This is a genomic window from Actinokineospora auranticolor, from assembly GCF_002934265.1.
GTDB lineage: Bacteria > Actinomycetota > Actinomycetes > Mycobacteriales > Pseudonocardiaceae > Actinokineospora > Actinokineospora auranticolor.
Window position 1 is genome coordinate 146926 of record NZ_PTIX01000002.1, and the last position, 22159, is coordinate 169084.

A 22159-nucleotide genomic window follows, 5' to 3' on the forward strand; every position below is an offset into this window, starting at 1 on the left:
GACACAGTAGCTACAGCTCCGGCCCCTTGGCACGCAGGTCGTCGACCTTGCCCATGGCCTCGCGCAGGTCGGCCAGCCAGGTCTCGGCGTGGTCGCCGACCAGGCGGACGGCCCAGGACAGGGCGTCGGAGCGGGACCGGGCGACACCGGCGTCGACGAGGGTGTCGAGGACCAGGCGCTCGGGTTGGCGGAGGCGGGTCATGACGGGGACGGACAGGGTGGTGAACAACTCGGTCGTGCCGCCCAGGGTGGCGCCCCAGGCGACCTTGCGGCCGTAGCGGTGCTCGGCCTGGCGCGCGATCTCGATGCGCTCGTCGCGGGTCTCCTCCCGCCAACGGGCGATCCGACCGGACTCGGCAGCCGCCTGGGCGGCGTCGTCCGGGTATTCGCTGGTCAGGTTGGCCAGGGTGCCCACGACCAGGATCTCCTCCCGGTCGACCGTCACCTCCGGCTCGCCGGTGAACCACTCCGGCAACCTGCCGGAGAACCAGGCCGCGGCGTCACCCGCGGGTGGGACGTCGGCCTGCTGCCTGCCGCCGCGGCCCCAGTGCTTGCGCATGTCAGCTCCCTTGATTACATGATTACATCACTGCTCAACTTACGCGTAAATCACTGGTGCGGGCAGGCGTGTTCGTCCAAGGTGAACCCATGAGTCTCACCGGCACTCTCGTGCGCCTGCGCGCGCTCGAACCCGACGACGCGGACCTCATCTGGCACTGGGACCAGGACGAGGGCTCGATGCGCTGGCTGGTCACGTCCTACCCGGAGTCCCGGCAGGCCATCCGCAAGCGGATCGAGGAGCGCGTCAACGGCTACGAGCGCGTGGTCTTCGGCATCGAGGAACTCGCCGACGGGCGGCTGGTCGGCATCACCGCCCTGCGCGACACCAACCCGGAGAACGGCCGCGGGACCCTGGACCTCTACCTCGGGTCGACGGAGGACCAGGGCAAGGGCTACGGCACCGACGCCCTACGCGTCCTCTGCCGCTTCGCCTTCAACGACATGCGGCTGCACGCCATCGGCCTGACGGTGGTCGCGGAGAACGAGTCCGCCCGGCACGTCTACCGGAAGGTCGGGTTCGTCGAGGAGGGCCGCACCCGCGAGACCTTCCGGCGGGACGGGGAGCTGCACGACGAGGTCATCATGAGCCTGCTGGCCCGGGAGTTCACGGGTAGATAGCGAGCCAGATCGCGATGTAGTGCAGCCTGGTCGCACGCGACATGGGCTTGTAGGCGTTGCATGGGGTCTGACCTGGCGTTTTGCTTCTCGGTAGTTCTCAACGGGTCTCAGGGCTTGCTGCCCTCTCACGGCCTGTGGACGGCCTGGCTTGTCCCAAGCGGACAGCCGGGCCGTTCGGCGTTCCCGGGGCACGTACCCACGGTGCGATCCGCGCCTACGGGGCTGTCGAGCTAGGCAGAGTATGGCGCGGATCGTGCCGTGGGCTCCCGGGGTCCAGGGGCGGGGTAGCCCCTGGTACCTCGCAAGCCGCGGGCAGCTCCGGCCGTGCCGCCTGCGCGGCGTGGCAGCCGAGCACCTGCCAGGCCGCGCCGCGCGCCCGCGCGGGCGGAGCGAAGCGGGAGCCCGCGCCGTGGCGCGATGAATGCTGCCTCCCGGCAGGGTGACCGGCCCACCCGCCGCGCCGCGCAGGCGGCGCGGCCTTGATCCCATAGAGCCAGGTTCAGCACTGCATCAACGTGAGCAGTTCTCGATAAGAGACGATATTTAGTCACACAGACCACGGGGGATGCACTCTCGCCACACGCAGGCGTATCGTGTAACGATGGCAAAGTTTGACGACCGTCTAATAAATGGGAATCAGGGAGCTGTGCTCTATCTCTCACGTCCCGCCAATAAGACTTTATCAATTCGGAATGCAACAGGAACGATTGAAGCAAGCTCCGGTTCAGCAGCGCTCGTCGTCAATCTTGCATCATACGAGAAGAATCTGGATGAACTACTACAGGCCGCTGTTGCGCTGGCTCAACAAGCCCTGGACCGCTGGGCTATCCACGGAAACATGAGCCGCGTACTGGATCCTTCTGAAGACCGTCACATCCTTTGGTGGTCAGACAGCAGCGTCGGAAGGTCATGCAGGATGCATACCTCATACGGTCTGACCATGACGCTTAGTGCCGAAGCTCAAGTCCAAGACTCGAACGGCAATATTCGACCTTCGCTGCCACCGTCGCCCCCTGCCTGGCACCTCAGCTTTCGGTACTTTCGATTGGCTCAGTCGACAACAGACATGGTTGACGCTTTTAGAAACTACTACTTGGCACTTGAGGCGATTTTAAGCACGATCGAGCCTCCTCCACTCCGGGCAGATGGCCGTCCGGCTGGCAAAGAAAAGGACTGGCTAGATGCCGCCTTTCGGGCAGCAGCCAAGCTGGTCAACTTTGCCGACTATGCGCCACCAAACACACCCAATCCTGACAAGTTTGTGCGTTCTGACATATACGCCAATGCTCGAACTTTGACTTTCCACGCGAAGGCTGGAGCACTAGTGATGCTGCCACACGAGCATCAAACCCGACAGCGTCTAAGAACCTCCGTAAAGCGCCTGCGTCAACTGTACTTGGACCTGACTCAAGCTTCTCTTGGGTTCCGACACATCGGCGGAGGAGGATTAACAACGTCGGGATTCGAGATGCTGGCCAGCACCTATGAAGGCCACGCCCACCTCTACGTATCCAGCCAACCAGTTCAAGAGCGCCGACCAGGAGAACCGGTTACACCCGACGACTTGTTGGCGATCCCGATGTTCCGCTCTGCCGATCAGTCTGACGATACGCACGTCACCTTCTCCGGGAAGATCCCTTTGAAAGACACGAGCACTAGAGTTCGCCAGTTTGGCGTTGCCGATCAAGCCAATACTTTGATCTACGAGGACCTCGGCGCCACATTGGATCTAGAAGGCTTCGCGCACGCCGAAGTAGTCTTCGATTTCCGCCACGACGGCGCATCGGGAACTGGCATTCGACATCACTCCTAACCTATTTTTCGATGTGCCCGCATCCCAGTATTCGAAGATCGCAATCAAACCAGGGACAGTGCACCGCTATAGACACCCGGCGCCGTTGCGATAGTCGACAAAGACTCAATGACATGGCGGCCGCCAGAGATATCGGAGACGATCGCGCCTGCTTCACGCGCGATAAGAACGCCCGCTGCCGTATCCCAGGCCTTATTAGAGAGAATGATTGCGGCATCGGTGCGTCCTTCGGCGACCCAGGCTAGGTCGATGGCGGCGGAGCCGAACATGCGGATGCGTTCGACGTTGGCGGCTAGGCGGGCGGTGATGGCCAAGCGTTCGTGATTCTTCTCCTCGGCGTGGACGCCTACGGCGTAGTCGCCTAGGGAGACGATGGCGGACGAGAGGTCTGTGGTGGTGCTGGCGCTTATGGGGCCGTGTTGGTTGTGGGCGCCTCCACCTTCTGTGGCGGTGTAGTGCATGTTGAGGGCGGGGAGGTCGATGACGGCGACTACGGGGCGGTTGTTGGTGACCAGGGCTAGCGAGACGGCGTAGAGGGGTAGGCCGTGGACCAAGTTGGAGGTGCCGTCGATGGGGTCGAGGGTCCAGACGGAATCGCTGGAGGTCGCGGTGGTGCCTTCTTCTTCGCCTAGGAAGCCGATGTCGGGGGTTTGTTCGGCGAGGTAGGCGCGCACGGTGCGTTCGATGGTGATGTCGAGGTCGGTGACGCGGTCGCGGTCGCCTTTGTCGCGGACGGTGAGGGGGCCTGCGCGGGCGATGAGGTCGCGGGCGATGGTGACGGCGTCTTCGGCGATCTTGAGGTGGGCCTGGTGCTCGTTCACGCGGTGACCTCTCGGGATCGGGTCCATAGGGATTCGAAGACTTGGCTGAACGTCTCGTAGAGGCCCGGGGTCTCGCCGCGTTCGGCGACCAGGGTGGGGGACTCGAGGCCTCGGCCGTCAGGTAGGTACGGCTGCACCACGCATAGGGCGTCGTCGACGATGGTGATATTGAAGCGGATGGTCTCGTCGTAGACGTGCAGGCGTAGGCGTGGGCTGGCGTCGGGGGTGAGTTTGAGGGCCACGCGTCTCATGGCGCCGATGTTGACGTCGGTGAGGGTGGACAGGAGGGTGTCGGGGTGGCCCTCCTCTGCGCCGCGTCGGCGGATAGCCTCGCCTGCGGGGTCCAGGAACAGGCAGTCGACCTCGGTGCCGTTCTCGATGAGGTCAATCAGGTCGCGGTCGGGGTACTGCTGGCACAGCAGGTTCAGGGACAGGCCGACCATGCGGATGCTGCGGGCGCCGTCGAATAGCTTGTGGGGCGGCATGTGGTGGTGGAACTCGGATCGGCTGGTGTAGGCCGCGGTGAGTCCTGCCAGCTCCGAGCGCACGGTGGGGGCGGCCTGCGCGACGGGCTGGGTGGGAGTGGGCTCGGGGATGAAGTCCATGCCGCCTAGGTAGGGCTTGAAGAGCTGTTCGGCCGACCAGTTCGGGAACATGTTTTCCAGAATCCGACAGTGGTCGGCGTATGGCAGACCGAGGAGTTCACCGGAAATCCACCGGTAGAACTGAGCCTTGCTCGGGTAGCCACCGATCAGCGACGGATCGACCTTTTTCGCGGCCCGATCGTATTCGCGACAGAAGGCACGGTGGCCCTGTAGGTGGCGCTGCTTGAGCAGCACTTTCAACAGGATGGTCGTCTCGCTCATCGGGGCCTCCCACCTCGGTGGACTCCTCGACGCTACCACACAGACGAGACATAGACGAGACTACGTGAGTGTCAGGTGAGGCCAGGCGGGACTACGGCGGTGTCTCGACGGGACTCATCAGCGCCGAAGCTGTAGTCAGCGGCCGGAGCAGGTCGCAGACACAGCGGAGGTACTGACACCAATGGGTATGAGCAAGGGGCACCGATTCCCCGTCGAGTTCTCGGACGCATTTCCTGACGGTCTTGTCCTCATCGGCGAAGTCGCGCCGGACAACGAATACCAGTCACGAGAAGACAGGGCGGCGGGTCGGCCGGTGCGGCAGCGGATGGACGAGACGACCGGGCAGCGGCAGTGGAAGGCGAAGGTCACCGACCCGAGCGAGCCGAACGCCAAGCGGGCGTCGTTCGAGTTGACGTTGGTCGCCGACGTGCAGCCGGTGCCGACCACGGCGGAGGTTCTGCCGGGGATGCGGCCGATTGAGCTGGTCGGGCTGACCGCGGAACCGCGCATCGCGGGCAACGGTGAGTTCAAGTACCAGGCGTACGTCTACCGGGCCACCGGGTTCGCGGCGGCGGCCTCCAGCAGCGCCAGGGCGGGCAAGGCCGCGGGCGAGACGTCGGGCAAGGCGGCGTAAGCCATGGCGCAAGAACCTGCGACATCGGCCGTGCCGTTCCGCGAGTGGCCCGGGTGGGGTCGGGACTGGAACGTCCCGCCGGTACCGGGCGAGATGGTGGAGCGCTGGCAGGACGCATACCGGCGCTTCGGCCAGGCGTACGAGGGGACGGCCAAGCGTCCGCCCGGTGATGTCGGCGCGGCGAAGGAGATGGCGGACGCGTCGTGGAACGTGGCGGTGCTGTGGCGGGAGATCGCCGGGACGGCGGGCCTGCCGTGGTGGCTGCTGGCGGGCCTGAACGCGGCAGCCCAGGCGTTTGAGCAGCAGGCCCGGGACTGGCACGCGCGCTCTCGGATCGATGTGGACGTCATCCCGGGCCATCCCCGCGCGCGGCGTGACAGCGGGAGGCGATAGCGGTGTCCGGTGGGAGGGTCAGGATTGGCACGGGGCAGGGTGAGATTCGTCTACTGCGTGCCGCGCATGAGGCACTGGTGGCGATCCGCCCGGCTCCGTTGGCGCCTGCCTCGGAATGGAGGGCGTACTACTACCACAGCGCGTCCACCTACCGGGAGATCTCCCGAGTGGACACTGGCAACGCATCCGAAGCGCTGTATTGGGCTGAACGCGAACACGAGAAGGCGCAACGGTCGTTGGACGAGATCCCGACCGACGCGATCGGAACCGGACCGCACAAGGTGGTCCGATTCCGGTCTCTCGACGCACTGTGCAGGGAGCTTGATGACACGCACCCGAGGATCAGTGCGCAGCCCTCCGTTTGGTTGACCTACCACCAGTCCTGCGCGGAGCTGTTCGCCGCTGTGGCGGAGATCGACCGGTGGAACCACCATCTGGCGCTCTACTACGCCGAGAAGAGCCGACGGGCCGCGCGGGAAATCCAAGGCAAGGAAGTATGAGACGACTGTTGTTGGCCTGGGGTACCGGCTACGTGACCGGTGTGGTCGTGGCGAACGTGTACCGGCGGTGGCGGCGCCGCGGCTTCTACCCCAGGGCAAGAGACCGGTTCATGAGTCCCTCGGACACGTGGACGGTTGAAGACCACCGGGACTACACCCGGTTCTGCCGAAGATGGGACCGGGTCAACAGCGCCCGGGAAACCTGCCGGAACCTGATGAGCCGGGCGACCTTAGGGGTGTACCAACCAGAAGATCTGGACTGAAAGTCCATACAGGGGGCGAGAAACCGCGCGTGGGTCGTGCGGCGATGTCGCGCGTCTTCACTGCGCTTTCGGGAAATGTAGGCCACAGAAGCGGATGTGGTTTGGCGGCCTTCTCCGCTTCTGTGCCTGTCCACTCGGGGAGTAGACGTGGCAAGGGTAATCCAGAACTCGGGTGCTTCCGCAAGGGGGCTAACTCGAACGCGATGCGGTCAGTGCAAGCGGTTCGCCCGGTTGCTTCCGGGGGACACGCAGTGTGCGTCCTGCATGGGCGCCTTGGCGTTGGTGTTCAGCAGTGTCGCTCACCCGTCCCACGCGGTCGTGCGGGGTGGTTGGTGATGGGTAGCGGCAGGTGGGTTGATCCGGCGCCGTTGGAGGTGGCGCGGCCTCGGTTGCCGTGGTGGACCATGCTCCCGCGCTGGGTGAAGCTGGTCCTGGTCCCCGTTGCGCTGGTCATCGTTGCCGTGTGGGTGGCGGCGAGGGTGGTGCGGGTGGCGTGGTTCTACCCCGTCTCGGTCGTGCTCGGCCTGCTTGCCCTGCTGCTCTACCGGTGGGGTGGGCTATGGCTGCTCGGGTCGGTGGTGTTCGTGGTCGGGGTGGGGTTGTTCGTGTGGTGGTGGCGGGACAAGCCCCGGTTCGATGTGTGGTTGCGGTGGCCGCGTACGGAGTTCCGGCGGGTGGCGGTGTACGCGCATCAGTGGCGGACGGTGGCGCGGTTGTCCAACCTGACCGCCTCCGCGAAGGGCCGCGAGTACCTGCCCAGACTGCGGCGGACCAGGTCGGAGGGCTGGCGGGACCGGGTCCGGGTGCGGATGGTCAAGGGCCAGGCCCCGGAACAGTGGGAAGCTCGCGCGTCGGGCCTGGCACACGCGTTCGGGTCCAGGTCGTGCCGGGTGCGGGTGATCCGACCCGGGGTCATCGAGCTGGACCTGGTGCACTCCAACCCCCTCGCATCACCAGTGGCGCTGCCCGCGATGGGCACGGAATCGGGGGTGGATCTGCGGCGGGTGGTCGTGGGCCGGACCGAGACCGGCAAGCCGTGGCGGCTGCGGCTGCTGGGCAACCACCTGCTCACGGTTGGGGTGACGGGTGCGGGTAAGGGGTCGCTTCTCTGGGCTGTGGTGTGGGCGTTGGCGCCGCTGGTCAAGGCGGGTGCGGTGCGGCTGGTGGGTATCGACCCTAAGGGCGGGATGGAGCTGGGCCAGGTTCCGGAGGTGTTCGACCGGGTCGTCTATGACAACGGCGAAGCCGCGGTGACCCTCCTCGAAGAAGTGGCCGCTGAGGTGCGGACACGGGCGGCGACGTATCGGGGTGTGCGGCGGCTGTGGGCTCGGGAGACCGGGGAGCCGTTCACACTGCTGGTGGTCGACGAGTTGGCGGACCTGATCGCCTACCAGACCGACAAGCGCCTCCGAGAGCGCGCTCAGACGGCGTTGCAGACCATCACGTCCCAGGGCCGGGCACCCGGGTTCGGTGTGTTGGCGTTCGTGCAGGACCCGCGCAAGGAGATCGTGCCGTTCCGGAACCTGTTCCCGACCCGGATCGCGATGCGCCTCGATGAGGCGACCCAGGTGGACATGGTCCTCGGCGACGGACTGCGGGCTCGTGGCGCCAACGCGCATGAGATCAGCGAGTCCACCCCAGGTGTCGCCTGGGTCAAAGTGGACGGTCAACGCGACCCGGTTCGGGCACGGGCGTTCCACGTCACGGACACGAACCTGGTCGAACTGCGGCACTACATCACCGGCGGGTCGGCGACGATCGTGCCGTTCCCGGACCGGGCTCCGCGTGAGATCGACGGGGGGACGGCGGCATGACCGACACCAACGTTGCCCAACTACCGGCCCGGGGACCGTTGTCGACGGATGTGGTGCGGGCGACCGCTGAGCAGCACGGGGTGTGCGTACGGCCCTTCACCATGGAAGTCACCGACCCGGAAACCGGTGCGGTGAAGTACATCGGCGTGCCCTGTGGCTCCACAGTGGAGTCTGTGTGTCTGCCGTGTGCGCGCAAGGCTCGGGCGCTGAGAATGGTCCAGTGCCGGGAGGGATGGCACCTCACCGAGGAACCATCAACGGCCGCGGCCAAACCCACGGATGATCAGCGGGCCTTGGTGGAACTCCGAGCGGACCTCGTGGCGGCCTACCGCGATGCAATGGGAGCGGACGCGGACGACCTACGGGAGGAGATCCGCTCGGTCGACGCTGAACTTCACCAGCTCGGCGTCCGAGGGCGGTTGCCCAACCCCGACGGGGCGGCCAAGCGGGCTCCCGTGCGGTCGACCAGGCGGCGGCAGGACGCGCCCAACCTGCCTCGGCGGCGGGTGGAGAAACACACCCTCGGTCGCGAGTTCGCGGGCCGGTTCCGGCCGTCCATGTTCGTCACCCTCACGTGCGACACCTACGGGCCGGTGCGCTCGGACGGCTCACCGGTCGACCCCGGGCTCTATAACTACCGGCGGGCGGCTCGGGACGCGGTGCACTTCGCCTCCCTGGTCGACCGGTGGTGGCAGAACCTGCGCCGCGTCGTGGGCTGGGACGTGCAGTACTTCGCCACCGTCGAGCCCCAGCGACGGGCGGCACCGCACCTGCACACCGCGATCCGCGGTTCCATCCCGCACGAGGTGATCCGGCAGGTCACCGCCGCGACCTACCTACAGGTCTGGTGGCCTCCGCATGACGAAATGGTCTACGGCGACGGCCTGGTGCCGGTGTGGGACGGGGAACGATTCGTCGACCCAGCGACCCGGGCACCGCTCACGGCCTGGGCGGACGCGGTGGACCAGGTGGACGAGCCCGCGCACGTGGCGACCTTCGGCACGCAGGTCCACTCCAAGGGCATCCTCGGCGGCTCCGAGGAAGCCGGACGGCACATCGGCTACCTGACCAAGTACCTCACCAAGTCCACCGGAGAAGTCATCTCGGCGAACACCAGCTCGCAGCGGGATCACCATGACCGACTCCACGCAGAGCTGTTGGTGACGCCCTGTTCGCCCCGGTGCGCGGTGTGGCTGCTCTACGGCATCCAACCCGTGGGAGCCACCAGCCGAACTACACCGGGGCACTGCAAGGGCCGCGCGCACCGCCGGACCACCCTCGGCTTGCCCGGCCGACGCGTTCTGGTGTCGCGGAAGTGGTCGGGCAAGACGCTGTTGCAGCATAAGGCGGACCGGGCCGCGTTCGTGACGGAGACCCTGGCCGCGGTGGGCATCGTCAAACCCGTCCGGGACACCTCCGCCCTGGTCTGGCGCAAACTCGCACCCGGCGACCGCAACGCACCACCCCGGGATCACCTCGTCATGCGCGCCATCGCCGAACGAGTCACCTGGCGCGCCGAGTACGAACGAGCGCTTCTCGCCGCGCAAGGGCCACCAGGCGCTACCGCCGATGTTTCAGCAACTCGCCAACTGGCCGCGTGACCTGGGGGAACGACATGGACAACCTGCGATCCATCGACCGGCTCTGGACCGTCGACGACGTCTCGGCATACCTCGGTGTGCCAGCCAAAACGCTCTACCAGTGGAAATGGCGGGGTGAGGGGCCGCCGGTGCGGAAGGTCGGAAGGCACCTTCGGTACGACCCGGCCGCCGTGCAGGCGTGGTTTCTCGCGGACGCGGCCTAATACCAGGAAGGGAAGTTGATGGCTCATATCCAAGACCGTTGGTACCGCAAGGTCACGGACCCGAAGGACGGGAAGGTACGGCGGGAGAAAACGGCCCTCTACGGCAAGGGTGACCGGTACAAGGTCCGGTACCTCGACCCCGAAGGGCGGGAGCGGTCGAAGTCGTTCCCGGACCGCAAGAAGAAAGACGCCGATGACTTCCTGATCGCGGTCGAGAACGACAAGCGGGAGGGGAAGTACGTCGACCCTGAACGAGCGCGGATGGGCTTCGTGTCCTTCGCCTCCCAGTGGGTCGACTCCCAGACGTTCGACTACACGACCCGGGAGCGGATCTCGGGGCGGCTGCGGGTTCACCTCTACCCGTTCTTCGAGAAGAAGTCCCTCGGCGCGATCAAGCCGGGCGAGGTGCAGGCGTGGCTGCGGGAGTTGCAGGACAGGGCCGTGTCGGTCAACTATCGGGTCCTGCTTTTCACCCATCTGGCGTCGATCCTCAACGCCGCAGTCGACGACAGGCGCATCCTCGAGAACCCCTGCCACGCACGGAGCGTCACAAGGCCGCAGGTCGAGCGGAGGCGAATAGCTGTCTGGTCTACCTCAAGGGCCTCGGCCGTTCAGGACGCCCTACCAGACCGGTTCAAGATCGCGGTACCGATGGGGGCGGGGTTCGGGCTGCGGCAGGGCGAGATTTTCGGGCTCTCGCCGGATGACCTCGACCGGGAAGCGGAGGCGGTCAACGTGGTCCGCCAAGTCCGGCTCGTCGGGAACCAGCCCGTTTTCGCCCCACCGAAGCGGGGGAAGACCAGGAGCGCACCTCTCGCCGGGGGTCTGCTGCGGGTGCTGGACACGTACATGGAGCGTTTCCCGCCTACGACGCTCACCCTGCCCTGGCTGCACCCGGGAGGGGAGCCGGTCACCGTGCGGGTGATCATGGTCGACCAGGACGGCGGGGCCTGCCGACGCGGCGCGTTCAACCTGCGCGTCTGGCGACCGGCGCTGGCGCGGGCCGGAGTGGAGAGCCCGACTCGGGACGACGGTATGCACGCGCTGCGACACCTGTTCGCCTCGGTCCTGCTCGACGCGGGCGAGTCGGTCAAGGCCGTCGCCGAGTACCTCGGGCACAGCGACCCGGGATTCACGCTGAGGGTCTACACGCACCTGCTGGCCAGCAGTCACGACCGCACCCGCCGGGCTGTGGATGCCTTCATCGGCGGTCTCCACCCGGGTGACGGCCTACAGGCGGCCTGAGGGGGCGTCAGCACCCCATAACCGCAGCTAGGGGAAGATAGCCAGCCAGATCGCGATGTAGTGGCACGCTGCGGCCAGCACGGTCGCGGCGTGGAAGAACTCGTGGTGGCCGAAGGTGGTGGGCCACGGGTTCGGCCACTTCGTCGCGTAGAAGACCGCGCCGACGGTGTAGAACAGGCCGCCCACCAGCAGGAGCACCAGGGCCGCCGCGCCCGCGTGGTGCAGCAGTTCGGGCAGCACGAAGACGGCGACGTACCCCAGCGCGATGTAGATCGGGGTGCCCAGCCAGCGCGGGGCGTGGGGCCAGGCGAGTTTGAGGCCGACGCCCAGCAGCGCGCCGCCCCACACCACCGACAGCACGATGTAGCCGGTCGGGCGGTCCATCGCCAGCAGGCTGAACGGGGTGTAGGTGCCCGCGATGAACACGAAGATCATCGAGTGGTCGAGGCGCTTCATCGTGGTGCGGGCGCGCTCGGTGACCCACCAGCGGCGGTGGTAGAGCGCGCTCACGCCGAAGAGGCCCAGCACCGTCACGCCGTAGACCGAGGTGGCCAGCGCCGCCAGGGGCGAGATCGTGGCGGCCACCGAGATCAGCGTCCCGCCCGCGGCGAACGAGACGAAGAACGACCACAGGTGGATGACTCCGCGCATGCGCGGTTTGCCGTGACCGGCACTCGGCCGGCCCTGCGTCGGTGCCGTCACGTCAACCAGGTTACGGACCCGTAGGTTATTCCGCTCGAGGAGTGTGCCGTGGCTCACTCACGACCAGCCGACGACCTCCCGGTGCTCCACCGCCAGGCACCGGTCCACCACGACGTCCAGCCCGCCCTCGGCCGCGATCCGGGCCGCGTCCGCGCTGATCACGCCCAGTTGCAGCCACAACGCCCCCGCCCCGACGGCCACCGCCTCCTCGGCCACGGCGGCCGCGTGCTCGGGTCGGCGGAACACGTCCACGACGTCGATCGGCTCCGGGACCGCGGCCAGCGACGGGTACGCCGCCAGCCCCTCCCACGACGTCAGCCCCGGGTTGACGGGGAACACCGTCAGCCCCGCCGACCGCAGGTACCGCGCCACCCCGTGGCTGGGCCTGCCCGGGTTGTCGCTGAGCCCCACGACGGCGATGGTGCGTGACTCCCGGACCAGCCGCTCGATGACGGCGAGGTCCTGCCATACCGGATCGATCCCCATGCGCTGCACGTCCCCAGTGTGCCCCCGAATACACCTCGGCGGCGTAACCTGATCGGCCGTGAGTCTCCGTAGGCGCGTGGCCGACATCGTTTATGGCATCTACGAGAAGCGGCTCGTCCAGCAAGCGGGCGGGCGAACCCCGAGGCACGTCGGGGTCATGCTGGACGGGAACCGCCGCTGGGCCCGCGAGGCGGGGTTCACCGACGTCAACGACGGCCACCGGGTCGGCGCCCGGCGCATCGCCGACTTCCTCGGCTGGTGCGAGGAGGCCGGGGTCGAGGTGGTGACCCTGTGGCTGCTGTCCACCGACAACCTCAACCGCGACGAGTCCGAGCTCAAGCCGCTGCTGCAGATCATCGGCGACGTGGTCGACGAGCTGGCCGAGCCCGGCGCGCCGTGGCGGCTGCGGGTCATCGGCGCGCTCGACATCCTCCCCGAGGACACCGCGACCCGGCTGCAGGCCGCCGCGGGTCGGGCGGCGGGCCGCGAGGGCATGGAGGTCAACATCGCGGTCGGCTACGGCGGCAGGCGCGAGATCGCCGACGCGGTCCGCAAGCTGCTGCAGCAGCACGCCGAGGCGGGCACCAGCATCGAGGAGCTGGCCGAGGTGCTCGACGTCGACCACATCGCCGAGCACCTCTACACCTCCGGCCAGCCCGACCCGGACCTGGTCATCCGCACGTCCGGCGAGCAGCGCCTGTCGGGCTTCCTGCTGTGGCAGTCCGCGCACTCGGAATTCCACTTCTGCGAGGCCTACTGGCCCGATTTCCGCCGCACGGATTTCCTCCGCGCCTTGCGCAACTACGGAATCCGGCACCGCCGATTCGGCTCGTAGTCGCTACTGGGAACCATTTCAGTCCTTTAGTGCATACCTGCTCGTCACCGCACCCGGTCGGGCACGCTGCGTGAGCACGGCGGGGCGGGTCGGACACGGGCGGCCGAATGGCCGCTGTCGCAGGTCGACGACTGTGGTATGTGGACGGTCCGGGCACGGCGCGCGGTCGCGTGGCTGCGGGATGTCACGACGGTGACGAAATAGGAAATCACCTGTGTGGCAGCGTGCCGATTGTCATACCGCGCAGGTAACTTGCGAAGTGTCGGGCCGTGTCCACTGCGGTCCGGCCCGGGAGGTCCTGGTCGTGAGCGTTTCGATCACGAGGGGGCCGGCACCCGGTCCCCGTGGGGGAGCAGGTGGGCGCCGGTAGCCACACCCGGCGTCGACTTGGCGTAACCCGACCGGGGCCGGTGCCCGGCCCACCGAGGAGCGGATGCGGTGCCGCGTCCGCGAGGAGTTGCCGTGACCGCTTCGCGTTCGCCCAGGCGCACCGCAGACCTTTCCTCAAGCGCGGTCTCCCAGGAGGCCGACTCAGCCAGGCGCACCTACGTCCTCGACACCTCCGTGCTGCTCGCCGACCCGTGGGCGCTGACCCGCTTCGACGAGCACTCGGTCGTGGTCCCGCTGGTGGTCATCAGCGAGCTGGAGGGCAAGCGACACCACCCCGAACTGGGCTGGTTCGCCAGGGAGACGCTCCGGCTCCTCGACGACCTGCGGCGCAAGCACGGCAGGCTCGACGTCCCGATCCCGGTGGGGGACGGCACGCTGCACGTCGAGCTCAACCACTCCGACCCGTCGGTGCTGCCCCCCGGCTTCCGCACCGACGGCAACGACGCGCGCATCCTGGCGTGCGCGCTCAACCTGGCCGCCGACGGCCTGGCGGTCACCCTGGTCACCAAGGACATCCCGCTGCGGGTCAAGGCGGGCGCGGTCGGGCTCGACGCGGACGAGTACCGCGCGGGCGAGGTCTCCCCGTCGGGGTGGACCGGGATGAGCGACCTCGAGGTCCCGGTGGCCGCGGTCGACGCGCTGTTCTCCGCCGAGCACGGCACCGTCGACCTGGCCGAGTTCGGGGTCGCGGTGGACCTGCCGGTGAACACCGGTCTGCGGTTAATGGCCGGGACCAGCAGCGCGCTGGCCCGGGTCACCGCCGACAAGCAGATCCGCCTGGTGCGCGGCGACCGGGAGGCGTTCGGCCTGCACGGCCGCTCCGCCGAGCAGCGCGTCGCGCTCGACCTGCTGCTCGACCCGGAGATCGGGATCGTGTCGCTGGGTGGCCGGGCCGGTACCGGCAAGTCGGCGCTGGCGCTGTGCGCGGGCCTGGAGGCGGTCATGGAGCGCGGCCTGCACAAGCGGGTCGTGGTCTTCCGGCCGATGTACGCGGTCGGCGGGCAGGACCTCGGCTACCTGCCGGGCACGGAGAGCGAGAAGATGCAGCCGTGGGCCCAGGCGGTGTTCGACACCCTGGGCGCGCTGGTCGGCAAGCCGGTGATCGACGAGGTGCTGGGCCGGGGGATGCTGGAGGTCCTGCCGCTGACCCACATCCGCGGCCGGTCGCTGCACGACAGCTTCGTGATCGTCGACGAGGCCCAGTCGCTGGAGCGCAACGTCCTGCTGACCGTGCTGTCCCGGCTGGGCTCCGGCTCGCGGGTCGCGCTGACCCACGACGTCGCCCAGCGCGACAACCTGCGGGTCGGGCGGCACGACGGCATCGCGGCGGTGATCGAGAAGCTGAAGGGCCACCCGCTGTTCGCGCACGTCACGCTGACCCGGTCGGAGCGGTCGCCGATCGCGGCGCTGGTGACCGAGATGCTGGAGGACCACGCGCAGTGACGTGGTGGGGCGCCCCCTCGCGCCGGGGGCGCCCCTACTCGGCGGTGACCTCGCGGATCCTGGGCAGGATGTCCGCGGCCAGGACGCCGCCGTGGAAGACGGCGGCCACGCGGTGCTCGCGGTCGAGGACGAGCGTGGTGGGGACCTGGGCGTTGCGGTACCGGCCCAGGTTGACCAGCGCGCGCCCGGGCGGGTCGTAGAGGGACGGGTACGCGGCGAGGCGGTCCCTGGCGAAGTCCTCGGCGAACCCGCGGTCGTGGTCGCGGACGTCGATGCCGAGGAAGTCGACCCCGCTCTCGGCGTGCGCCTGGACCAGTTCGGGCGCCTCTGCCCGGCATGGCCCGCACCAGGCGCCCCAGATGTTGATGATCAGGGCGTCGCCGTGGAACTGGTCGAGGGAGACCGGGGCGCCCTTGAGGAGGTCCTCACCCGCGAGGGTGGTGATGGCCTGCCGCTGGTCGACGGGGATCAGCGCGCCGTTGGCGGGCGGCGGGCCGCTGGTGGCACAGCCCGCGACGGTGATGGTCACGGCGAGCAACGTCGTCAATCCCCCGGTTCGCACGGCGCCGATGCTAGGGGTTGATCTTCAGCACGCGGCGGGCCAGTTCGGTTTCGGTGCGGCTCATGCCGGGGGTTGGCGGGGTGTCGGGGTCCCACCAGCGGAAGGAAAGGGCCTCCGGGTTGCGGACCAAGGTGGGGGCGGCGTCGAGGCGGAGGCGGTAAAGGGCGAGGTACTCGGGTGGAGGGCCGAATTCGGCAAGGGCGGCGAAATCCAGGTCTGTGGTGGTGATGCCGGTTTCCTCGCGGAGTTCGCGGGTGGCGTTTTGGTGCGGGGTTTCGCCAGGTTCCCGGGTACCGCCGGGCAGTTCCCACTGGGCGCGTTTGCCGTTGTAGATGAGGAGAACGCCTGCGGGAGTGGCGACGACAACCAAGGCCCAGGGGATGTTCGCGTCGACCGGTTCGGCCGGCGCGTGGAGGGCGATGAAGGGGTTGCCCCTGCGGTCGAGGAGGGTCATGAGAGAGCGGCGACCAATGCCTCCGGGGTGGTGACCGGGCGGTCGCAGATGTAGCCACGGCAGATGTAGGCGGCAGGGTTGCCGTCGATCAGGGGGCGGTCGGACAGGAGAGGTGTGGAGTCCGGCTCGCCCGCGACGATCACGGTGCCGCCCGGGGCGTGGGCCGTGGCGGCCTGGACCAGCGCGGCGCGGGACTCCGGACTCCCGACGACGGCGATCTGGACCGGGCCGGACTCCATCGCCTCCGCCACCGTCAGCCAGTGGCCTGCGAAGCGGGGGGCCCGGGCGGCCAGGATGCCCACCCGGGTAAGGGCCAGTTCGGCTGCTTCGCCGTAGGGGCCCTCGCCCGCCAGGGAGGCGCCTAGGAGGAGGGCGCCTGCCAGGGCGGAGGCGCCGGAGGGGCTGGCGTTGTCGCCGGGGTCGGAGGGGCGCCAGACCAGGGCGTCGGCGTCGTCGGCCGTGTCGTGGTAGGCGCCTTCGGCCGTGTGGTCGGTGAAGTGGGCCAGGGCCGTGTCGAGCAGGGCGGTCCCGGCGTCCAACCAGCGGGTGGCGCCGGTGGCCTGGTGCAGGACGAACAGGGCCTCGGCTAGGCAGCCGTAATCCTCCAGGACGCCCGCAGCGGTGCCCACCACACCACCGCGCGAGGTGCGGCGGAGGCGGCCGTCTACCAGGTGCAGGTCGAGGAGCAGCGTCGCGGCGCGCTCGGCGGCGGCGATCCACGCGGGTTCACCGAGGGCCGTGCCCGCCTCGGCCAGGGCCGACACCGCGAGGCCGTTCCACGCGGTCACGACCTTGTCGTCGAGGCCGGGCTGGGGACGGGCGGCGCGGACCGCCAGCAGCGCCCGGCGGATCCGCTCCCAGCGCGGGGCGTCGTCGACCTCGCGCAGCAGGCGGAGGGTGGACGCGCCGTGTTCGAAGGTGCCGGTCTCGGTGACGCCCAGGAGGGTGGCGGCCCAGGTGCCGTCCTCCTCGCCCAGGGCCTCGACCAGCTGCGCGGGGGTCCACACGTAGGTCAGGCCCTCGACGCCGTCGGTGTCGGCGTCGAGGGACGCGGCGAACCCGCCTTCGGGGGTCGCGAGGTCGGTCAGCAGGAACCGGGCGGTCGCGGCGGCCACCTCGCGGTAGCGGTCGACGCCCGTCCGGCGGGCCAGGTGCGCGTAGAGGCGCAGCAGCAAGGCGTTGTCGTACAACATCTTCTCGAAGTGCGGGACCACCCAGCCCGCGTCCACGCTGTACCTGGCGAACCCGCCCGCGAGCTGGTCGTTCAACCCGCCGTCGGCCATCGCCCGCGCGGTTCCCTCCACAATGGACAGCGCCTCCACCGACCCGGTCCGCTCGTGGTGGCGCAGCAGGAACTCCAGCACCATCGTCGGCGGGAACTTCGGCGCGCCACCGAACCCGCCGTTGACCCGGTCGTAGTCGCCGAGCAACGACGTCGCCGCGCCCTCCAGCACCGCTGCGTCCACAACGGACTCTTGCAGCGGCCCGGCCTGCTCCCGCAGCTGGGCCACCACGCTCTCCCCCATCCCCCGCACCTTGGGGTCCCCCGACGACCACGCCTCGTGCACCGCCGACAGCAGCTGGCGGAACGACGGCATTCCCGGCCGCGGCGTCGGCGGGTAGTAGGTCCCGCAGTGGAACGGCTCGCCCGACGGGGTCAGGAAGCACGTCATCGGCCAGCCGCCCTGGCCGGTCATGGCCTGGGTGGCGGTCATGTAGACCGCGTCGACGTCCGGGCGCTCCTCGCGGTCGACCTTCACGTTGACGAAGTGCGCGTTCATCAGCGCCGCCGTCTCATCGTCCTCGAACGACTCGTGCGCCATGACGTGGCACCAGTGGCACGCCGCGTAGCCGACCGAGAGCAGGACCGGCACATCCCGCCGACGGGCCTCATCGAACGCGTCCGACCCCCACTCCCACCACTCGACCGGGTTGTCCCGGTGCTGGAGCAGGTACGGGCTGGTGGAGCCGTGCAGCCGGTTTGCCATGCCCCCACCCTCTCAAATCCCGGTGGGACGGATCCGGCGAGTGGGTCAGAATGCCTTTTGTGCTGATGACCCTGTCCACCACCGCCCGGCCCGCGACCGACCTCGGCTACCTGCTGTTCAAGCATCCCGCCAAGGCGCAGCGGTTCCCGCAGTCGTCCGGTACCGCGCACGTGTTCTACCCGGTCGCCGGGGAGGACCTGTGCACCGCCGCGCTGCTGCTGGACGTCGACCCGGTGGCGCTGGCCAGGAACAACCGGGGTCGCGAGGGCTACGTCAACGACCGCCCGTACGCGGCTGGCTCGCTGCTGGCCGTCACCCTCGGCTCGGTGTTCCGGACCGCGATGAACGGCCGCTGCGACGAGCGGCCCGAGCTGGCCGCGGCGGCGATCCCGCTGGCGGTGCGGCTGCCCGCGGTGTCCTGCCGCGGTGGCGCCGAACTGGCCGAGCGGCTGTTCGCGCCGATGGGGTGGCGGGTCGAGGCGCGGCCGCTGCCGCTGGACCCCGAGTTCCCGGAGTGGGGCGACTCGCACCACCTCGACCTGCGGCTCACCGGCGAGCTGCGGCTGGCCGACGCGCTGCGCCACCTGTACGTGCTGCTGCCGGTCATGGACAACACCAAGCACTACTGGGTGGGCGAGGACGAGGTCGCCAAGCTGATCCGCGCGGGCGGCGACTGGCTGGTCGCGCACCCCGAGCGCGAGTTGATCAGTGCCCGCTACCTGGCGCACCGCCGCGGGTACGTGCGCACCGCACTGGAGCGCTTGGCCGAGCTCGACGACACCCCGGAGGAGGAGGTCGACGAGGCCACCGACGAGCCGGTGGTCCGGCCGCTGGCCGTCGTGCGGCGCCAGGCCGTGCTCGACGCGCTGCGCGAGGTCGGCGCGCGGCGCGTGCTCGACCTGGGCTGCGGCCCCGGCTCCCTGCTGCTCGACCTGGTCGCGGACACCTCGTTCACCGAGCTGGTGGGCACGGACGTGTCCTCGGTCGCGCTGACCATCGCCGACCGGCGGATCTCGCGGCTGCCGGACCGGGCGCGGGCGCGGGTGGCGGTGCGGCAGTCGTCGCTGACCTACACCGACCCGGCGCTGGCCGGGTTCGACGCGGCGGTGCTGATGGAGGTCGTCGAGCACCTGGACCCGAGCAGGCTCGCCGCGCTGGAGCACGTGGTCTTCGCGGGCGCGCGGCCGGAGCACGTCGTGGTGACGACGCCGAACATCGAGTACAACCCGCTGTACCCGACGCTGGCCGCGGGCGCGTTCCGGCACCCCGACCACCGGTTCGAGTGGACGCGGGCCGAGTTCCGCGAGTGGGCGGACGGCGTCGCGGCGCGCAACGGTTACACGGCGCGGTTCCTGCCCGTGGGGCCGGAAGACCCGGTGGCGGGCTCGCCGACGCAGCTGGCCGTGTTCTCCAAGGTCACCAAGGAGGTGGCGGCATGAGCGAGCTGGCGATCCCGGACATGTCCCTGGTCGTGCTGATCGGCGCGTCCGGTTCCGGCAAGTCGACCTTCGCGCGCAAGCACTTCGCGGCGAGCCAGGTGCTCTCCAGCGACTACTTCCGCGGCCTGGTCAGCGATGACGAGAACGACCAGGGCGCGTCGGCGGACGCGTTCGACGCGCTGCACTACGTGGCGGGCAAGCGGTTGGCGCGCGGGCTGGTGACGGTCGTGGACGCGACGAACGTGCAGCAGCGGGTGCGGGCCCGGCTGGTGGAGCTGGCCAAGGCGCACGACGTGCTGCCGGTCGCGGTCGTGCTGGACCTGCCGGAGGCCGAGTGCGTGCGGCGCAACGCCGCGCGGCCGGACCGCGACTTCGGCGCGCACGTCGTGCAGCGGCACGTCCGCGAGCTGCGCAAGTCGCTGAAGTGGCTGGGCAAGGAGGGTTTCCGCAAGGTGCACGTGCTGCGCGATCAGTCCGAAGTGGACTCGGCGCGGTTCGTCCAGGAGCCGCTGCGCAACGACCTGCGGGGCGAGACCGGGCCGTTCGACGTGATCGGCGACGTGCACGGCTGCCGCGCCGAACTGGAGGAGCTGCTCGGCGAGCTGGGGTACGCGGTGGAGCGCGACCCGGCGGGCCGCGCGGTCGGCGCCGCGCACCCCGAGGGGCGGCGCGTGGTGTTCGTCGGCGACCTCGTCGACCGGGGACCGGACACACCGGGCGTGCTGCGGCTGGCGATGGGCATGGTCGAGGCGGGCAACGCCCTTGCGGTGTGCGGTAACCACGAGCAGAAGCTGGCGCGCGCGCTGCGCGGGCGGAAGGTCACCGTGCGGCACGGCCTGGCGGAGTCGTTGGCGCAGCTGGGAACCGAGGACCCGGAGTTCGTCAAGCGCGCGGAGGTGTTCTGCGACAGCCTGGTCAGCCACTACCTGCTCGACGAGGGCAAGCTCGTCGTGGCGCACGCGGGTCTGCCCGCGCAGTACCACGGGCGCGCGTCGGGGCGGGTGCGGTCGTTCGCGCTGTACGGGGACACGACCGGCGAGACCGACGAGTACGGGCTGCCGGTGCGGTACCCGTGGGCGCGGGACTACCGGGGTTCCGCGGTGGTCCTGTATGGACACACGCCGACACCGGAGGTCGAGTGGATCAACTCGACGATGTGCCTGGACACCGGCTGCGTGTTCGGCGGCAAGCTGACCGCGCTGCGCTACCCGGAGCGCGAGGTCGTCTCCGTTGCGGCGCACGAGGTCTGGTACGAGCCGGTGCGACCGCTGGTGCCCGCCGTCGAGGAGCGGGAGCCGACCGCGCTGGCCCTGGCGGACGTGATCGGTCGACGCGTGGTCGAGACCGCCGAGCTGGGCATGGTGACGGTGCGGGAGGAGCAGACGGCCGCCGCGCTGGAGGTGATGAGCCGCTTCGCCGTCGACCCGCGGTGGCTGGTGTACCTGCCGCCGACGATGGCCCCCGCGGACACGCACAAGGAGGGACCGGTGCTGGAGCACCCCCGGGAGGCGTTCGCCGAGTTCGGCGGGCTGCCGGTGGTGTGCGAGGAGAAGCACATGGGGTCGCGCGCGGTGGTCCTGGTGACCCGGTCACCCGACGTCGCCCCCCGCCGCTTCGCCATCGAGGGCGACGGGGCGGTGTACACGCGTACCGGCCGGACGTTCCTGCCGGCGCCGCTGACGTCGTCGCTGCTGACCCGGGTTCGGGCCGCCGCCGCGGGTCTGTGGGACGAACTGGAGACGGACTGGCTGCTGCTCGACGCGGAACTGCTGCCGTGGAACGCGAAGGCGGGCAAGCTGATCAACGAGCAGTTCGCCCCGACGGGCGCCGCTGCGGCGGCGGCCCTTCCCGCGGCGGTCGAACTGCTGTCGCAGGCGGCGGACCGGGGCGTGGACGTGGCGGACCTGCTCACCAAGACCCGCACCCGCGAGACCAACGCCCTCGGCTTCCGGGACGCGTACCGCCGGTACTGCTGGCCGACCTCGGACCTGGACGGCGTGCGGCTGGCGCCGTTCCAGGTGCTGGCGGCGGAGGGTCGGGCGTTCCACGACCGGCCGCACGTGTGGCACCTGGCGGTCGCCGCGAAGCTGCGCGCGGCGGACCCGGAGCTGTTCACCGAGACCCGGTACCTGGAGGTCGACACCGCCGACCCGTCGTCGGTGGCGGCGGGCGTCCGCTGGTGGGAGGACCTGACCGCGGCGGGCGGTGAGGGAATGGTCGTGAAACCGGCGGCCAACCTGGTGCGGATGGGGCGCAAGCTCGCGCTGCCGGGGATCAAGGTCCGGGGCCGCGAATACCTGCGGATCATCTACGGCCCCGACTACACCGACCACCTCGACCGCTTCCGCGACCGCAAGCTGGGCAAGAAGCGCTCCCTGGCCCTCCGCGAATACGCCCTGGGCCTCGAAGCCCTGGAACGCCTATCCCGCAACGAACCCCTCTGGCGCGTGCACGAGTGCGTGTTCGCGGTGCTGGCGCTGGAGTCGGAGCCGGTGGACCCGCGGCTCTAGGTGCTCCCGCCGCCCTCA

At 69.3% G+C, this 22159-nt stretch carries 21 protein-coding genes; 13 read left to right on the forward strand and 8 right to left on the reverse strand.

Annotation, left to right across the window (positions count from 1 at the left end; genetic code table 11):
* Window positions 1-10 precede the first annotated feature (10 nt).
* On the reverse strand, window positions 11-559 hold the full coding sequence (locus tag CLV40_RS04080; protein ID WP_104477094.1) for a hypothetical protein: 549 nt from the start codon (window positions 557-559) through the stop codon (window positions 11-13).
* A gap of 89 nt (window positions 560-648) precedes the next feature.
* On the opposite strand from CLV40_RS04080, the gene CLV40_RS04085 reads away from it, so the two are divergent.
* The gene (locus CLV40_RS04085) at window positions 649-1179 is read left to right on the forward strand and encodes a GNAT family N-acetyltransferase (protein WP_104477096.1); all 531 of its coding nucleotides are present in this window, start codon (window positions 649-651) and stop codon (window positions 1177-1179) included.
* A 601-nt stretch (window positions 1180-1780) separates the two neighbouring features.
* Window positions 1781-2992 (forward strand): hypothetical protein, encoded by a 1212-nt coding sequence (locus tag CLV40_RS37060; protein WP_146107924.1) that lies wholly within the window; start codon window positions 1781-1783, stop codon window positions 2990-2992.
* A gap of 44 nt (window positions 2993-3036) precedes the next feature.
* On the opposite strand, the gene CLV40_RS04090 is transcribed toward CLV40_RS37060, so the two are convergent.
* Both CLV40_RS04090 and CLV40_RS04095 read right to left on the reverse strand, forming a co-directional pair.
* Window positions 3037-3813: an inositol monophosphatase family protein gene (locus CLV40_RS04090; RefSeq protein ID WP_245931046.1), complete on the reverse strand. Its 777-nt coding sequence runs from the start codon at window positions 3811-3813 to the stop codon at window positions 3037-3039.
* Window positions 3810-4679 (reverse strand): DUF5919 domain-containing protein, encoded by an 870-nt coding sequence (locus CLV40_RS04095; protein ID WP_104477100.1) that lies wholly within the window; start codon window positions 4677-4679, stop codon window positions 3810-3812. The genes CLV40_RS04090 and CLV40_RS04095 overlap by 4 nt, the downstream gene beginning before the upstream one ends.
* A gap of 181 nt (window positions 4680-4860) precedes the next feature.
* Between CLV40_RS04095 and CLV40_RS04100 the strand changes: the two genes are divergently transcribed.
* The 7 genes from CLV40_RS04100 (at window position 4861) to CLV40_RS04130 (ending at window position 11332) form a co-directional block, all read left to right on the forward strand.
* Window positions 4861-5313, forward strand: coding sequence for a hypothetical protein (locus CLV40_RS04100; RefSeq protein WP_104477101.1), 453 nt, complete (start codon window positions 4861-4863; stop codon window positions 5311-5313).
* A gap of 3 nt (window positions 5314-5316) precedes the next feature.
* Window positions 5317-5706 carry a hypothetical protein gene (locus CLV40_RS04105; RefSeq protein ID WP_146107925.1) on the forward strand — a complete coding sequence of 130 codons (390 nt, stop codon included), beginning with the start codon at window positions 5317-5319 and terminating at the stop codon, window positions 5704-5706.
* 2 nt (window positions 5707-5708) lie between these two features.
* The gene (locus tag CLV40_RS37770) at window positions 5709-6206 is read left to right on the forward strand and encodes an AMED_5909 family protein (RefSeq protein ID WP_281261639.1); all 498 of its coding nucleotides are present in this window, start codon (window positions 5709-5711) and stop codon (window positions 6204-6206) included.
* 667 nt (window positions 6207-6873) lie between these two features.
* Window positions 6874-8283 carry an FtsK/SpoIIIE domain-containing protein gene (locus CLV40_RS04115; RefSeq protein ID WP_245931048.1) on the forward strand — a complete coding sequence of 470 codons (1410 nt, stop codon included), beginning with the start codon at window positions 6874-6876 and terminating at the stop codon, window positions 8281-8283.
* Window positions 8280-9884, forward strand: a complete 1605-nt coding sequence (locus tag CLV40_RS04120) for a replication initiator (protein WP_104477107.1) — start codon at window positions 8280-8282, stop codon at window positions 9882-9884. The genes CLV40_RS04115 and CLV40_RS04120 overlap by 4 nt, the downstream gene beginning before the upstream one ends.
* Window positions 9885-9898: 14 nt before the next feature.
* A complete protein-coding gene (locus CLV40_RS04125) occupies window positions 9899-10087 on the forward strand; it encodes a helix-turn-helix transcriptional regulator (protein ID WP_104477109.1) in 189 nt (62 codons plus the stop codon).
* 18 nt (window positions 10088-10105) lie between these two features.
* A complete protein-coding gene (locus tag CLV40_RS04130) occupies window positions 10106-11332 on the forward strand; it encodes a tyrosine-type recombinase/integrase (RefSeq protein WP_104477111.1) in 1227 nt (408 codons plus the stop codon).
* Between the two features lie 27 nt (window positions 11333-11359).
* Here CLV40_RS04130 and trhA read toward each other — a convergent pair whose 3' ends face one another.
* Entirely contained in the window at window positions 11360-11983 is a 624-nt protein-coding gene (gene trhA, locus CLV40_RS04135) for a PAQR family membrane homeostasis protein TrhA (protein ID WP_104477112.1), read from the reverse strand.
* 108 nt (window positions 11984-12091) lie between these two features.
* Window positions 12092-12520, reverse strand: coding sequence for a CoA-binding protein (locus tag CLV40_RS04140; protein ID WP_104477114.1), 429 nt, complete (start codon window positions 12518-12520; stop codon window positions 12092-12094).
* 58 nt (window positions 12521-12578) lie between these two features.
* Between CLV40_RS04140 and CLV40_RS04145 the strand changes: the two genes are divergently transcribed.
* Entirely contained in the window at window positions 12579-13355 is a 777-nt protein-coding gene (locus CLV40_RS04145) for an isoprenyl transferase (protein ID WP_181043317.1), read from the forward strand.
* 462 nt (window positions 13356-13817) lie between these two features.
* Entirely contained in the window at window positions 13818-15188 is a 1371-nt protein-coding gene (gene phoH2, locus CLV40_RS04150; protein ID WP_104477117.1) for an RNA 5'-3' helicase PhoH2, read from the forward strand.
* 34 nt (window positions 15189-15222) lie between these two features.
* On the opposite strand, the gene CLV40_RS04155 is transcribed toward phoH2, so the two are convergent.
* From CLV40_RS04155 to CLV40_RS04165, 3 genes are read right to left on the reverse strand one after another with little or no spacing between them, the layout of a single operon-like run.
* Window positions 15223-15750 (reverse strand): TlpA family protein disulfide reductase, encoded by a 528-nt coding sequence (locus CLV40_RS04155; RefSeq protein ID WP_245931050.1) that lies wholly within the window; start codon window positions 15748-15750, stop codon window positions 15223-15225.
* Window positions 15751-15760: 10 nt separating this feature from the next.
* A complete protein-coding gene (locus CLV40_RS04160; protein WP_104477121.1) occupies window positions 15761-16204 on the reverse strand; it encodes an NUDIX hydrolase in 444 nt (147 codons plus the stop codon).
* Complete coding sequence (locus CLV40_RS04165; protein WP_104477123.1) at window positions 16201-18192, reverse strand: thioredoxin domain-containing protein; 1992 nt, start codon at window positions 18190-18192, stop codon at window positions 16201-16203. The genes CLV40_RS04160 and CLV40_RS04165 overlap by 4 nt, the downstream gene beginning before the upstream one ends.
* Before the next feature lie 59 nt (window positions 18193-18251).
* On the opposite strand from CLV40_RS04165, the gene CLV40_RS04170 reads away from it, so the two are divergent.
* Together CLV40_RS04170 and CLV40_RS04175 are read left to right on the forward strand one after the other, a co-directional pair.
* Window positions 18252-19631 carry a 3' terminal RNA ribose 2'-O-methyltransferase Hen1 gene (locus CLV40_RS04170; protein WP_104477125.1) on the forward strand — a complete coding sequence of 460 codons (1380 nt, stop codon included), beginning with the start codon at window positions 18252-18254 and terminating at the stop codon, window positions 19629-19631.
* Window positions 19628-22141 carry a polynucleotide kinase-phosphatase gene (locus CLV40_RS04175; RefSeq protein ID WP_104477127.1) on the forward strand — a complete coding sequence of 838 codons (2514 nt, stop codon included), beginning with the start codon at window positions 19628-19630 and terminating at the stop codon, window positions 22139-22141. Before CLV40_RS04170 ends, CLV40_RS04175 begins: the two co-directional genes overlap by 4 nt.
* Window positions 22142-22159 lie beyond the last annotated feature (18 nt).

Excerpts from the sequence above, each read along its gene's own strand:
- CLV40_RS04085 (WP_104477096.1), top strand. The coding sequence starts at position 649 with ATGAGTCTCACCGGCACTCTCGTGCGCCTGCGCGCGCTCGAACCCGAC.
- CLV40_RS04080 (WP_104477094.1), bottom strand. The coding sequence starts at position 559 with ATGCGCAAGCACTGGGGCCGCGGCGGCAGGCAGCAGGCCGACGTCCCA.
- CLV40_RS04140 (WP_104477114.1), bottom strand. The coding sequence starts at position 12,520 with ATGGGGATCGATCCGGTATGGCAGGACCTCGCCGTCATCGAGCGGCTG.
- CLV40_RS04125 (WP_104477109.1), top strand. The coding sequence starts at position 9,899 with ATGGACAACCTGCGATCCATCGACCGGCTCTGGACCGTCGACGACGTC.
- trhA (WP_104477112.1), bottom strand. The coding sequence starts at position 11,983 with ATGCGCGGAGTCATCCACCTGTGGTCGTTCTTCGTCTCGTTCGCCGCG.
- CLV40_RS04100 (WP_104477101.1), top strand. The coding sequence starts at position 4,861 with ATGGGTATGAGCAAGGGGCACCGATTCCCCGTCGAGTTCTCGGACGCA.
- CLV40_RS04095 (WP_104477100.1), bottom strand. The coding sequence starts at position 4,679 with ATGAGCGAGACGACCATCCTGTTGAAAGTGCTGCTCAAGCAGCGCCAC.
- CLV40_RS04130 (WP_104477111.1), top strand. The coding sequence starts at position 10,106 with ATGGCTCATATCCAAGACCGTTGGTACCGCAAGGTCACGGACCCGAAG.
- CLV40_RS04165 (WP_104477123.1), bottom strand. The coding sequence starts at position 18,192 with ATGGCAAACCGGCTGCACGGCTCCACCAGCCCGTACCTGCTCCAGCAC.
- CLV40_RS04175 (WP_104477127.1), top strand. The coding sequence starts at position 19,628 with ATGAGCGAGCTGGCGATCCCGGACATGTCCCTGGTCGTGCTGATCGGC.
- CLV40_RS04120 (WP_104477107.1), top strand. The coding sequence starts at position 8,280 with ATGACCGACACCAACGTTGCCCAACTACCGGCCCGGGGACCGTTGTCG.
- CLV40_RS04115 (WP_245931048.1), top strand. The coding sequence starts at position 6,874 with ATGCTCCCGCGCTGGGTGAAGCTGGTCCTGGTCCCCGTTGCGCTGGTC.
- CLV40_RS37060 (WP_146107924.1), top strand. The coding sequence starts at position 1,781 with ATGGCAAAGTTTGACGACCGTCTAATAAATGGGAATCAGGGAGCTGTG.
- CLV40_RS04160 (WP_104477121.1), bottom strand. The coding sequence starts at position 16,204 with ATGACCCTCCTCGACCGCAGGGGCAACCCCTTCATCGCCCTCCACGCG.
- CLV40_RS04105 (WP_146107925.1), top strand. The coding sequence starts at position 5,317 with ATGGCGCAAGAACCTGCGACATCGGCCGTGCCGTTCCGCGAGTGGCCC.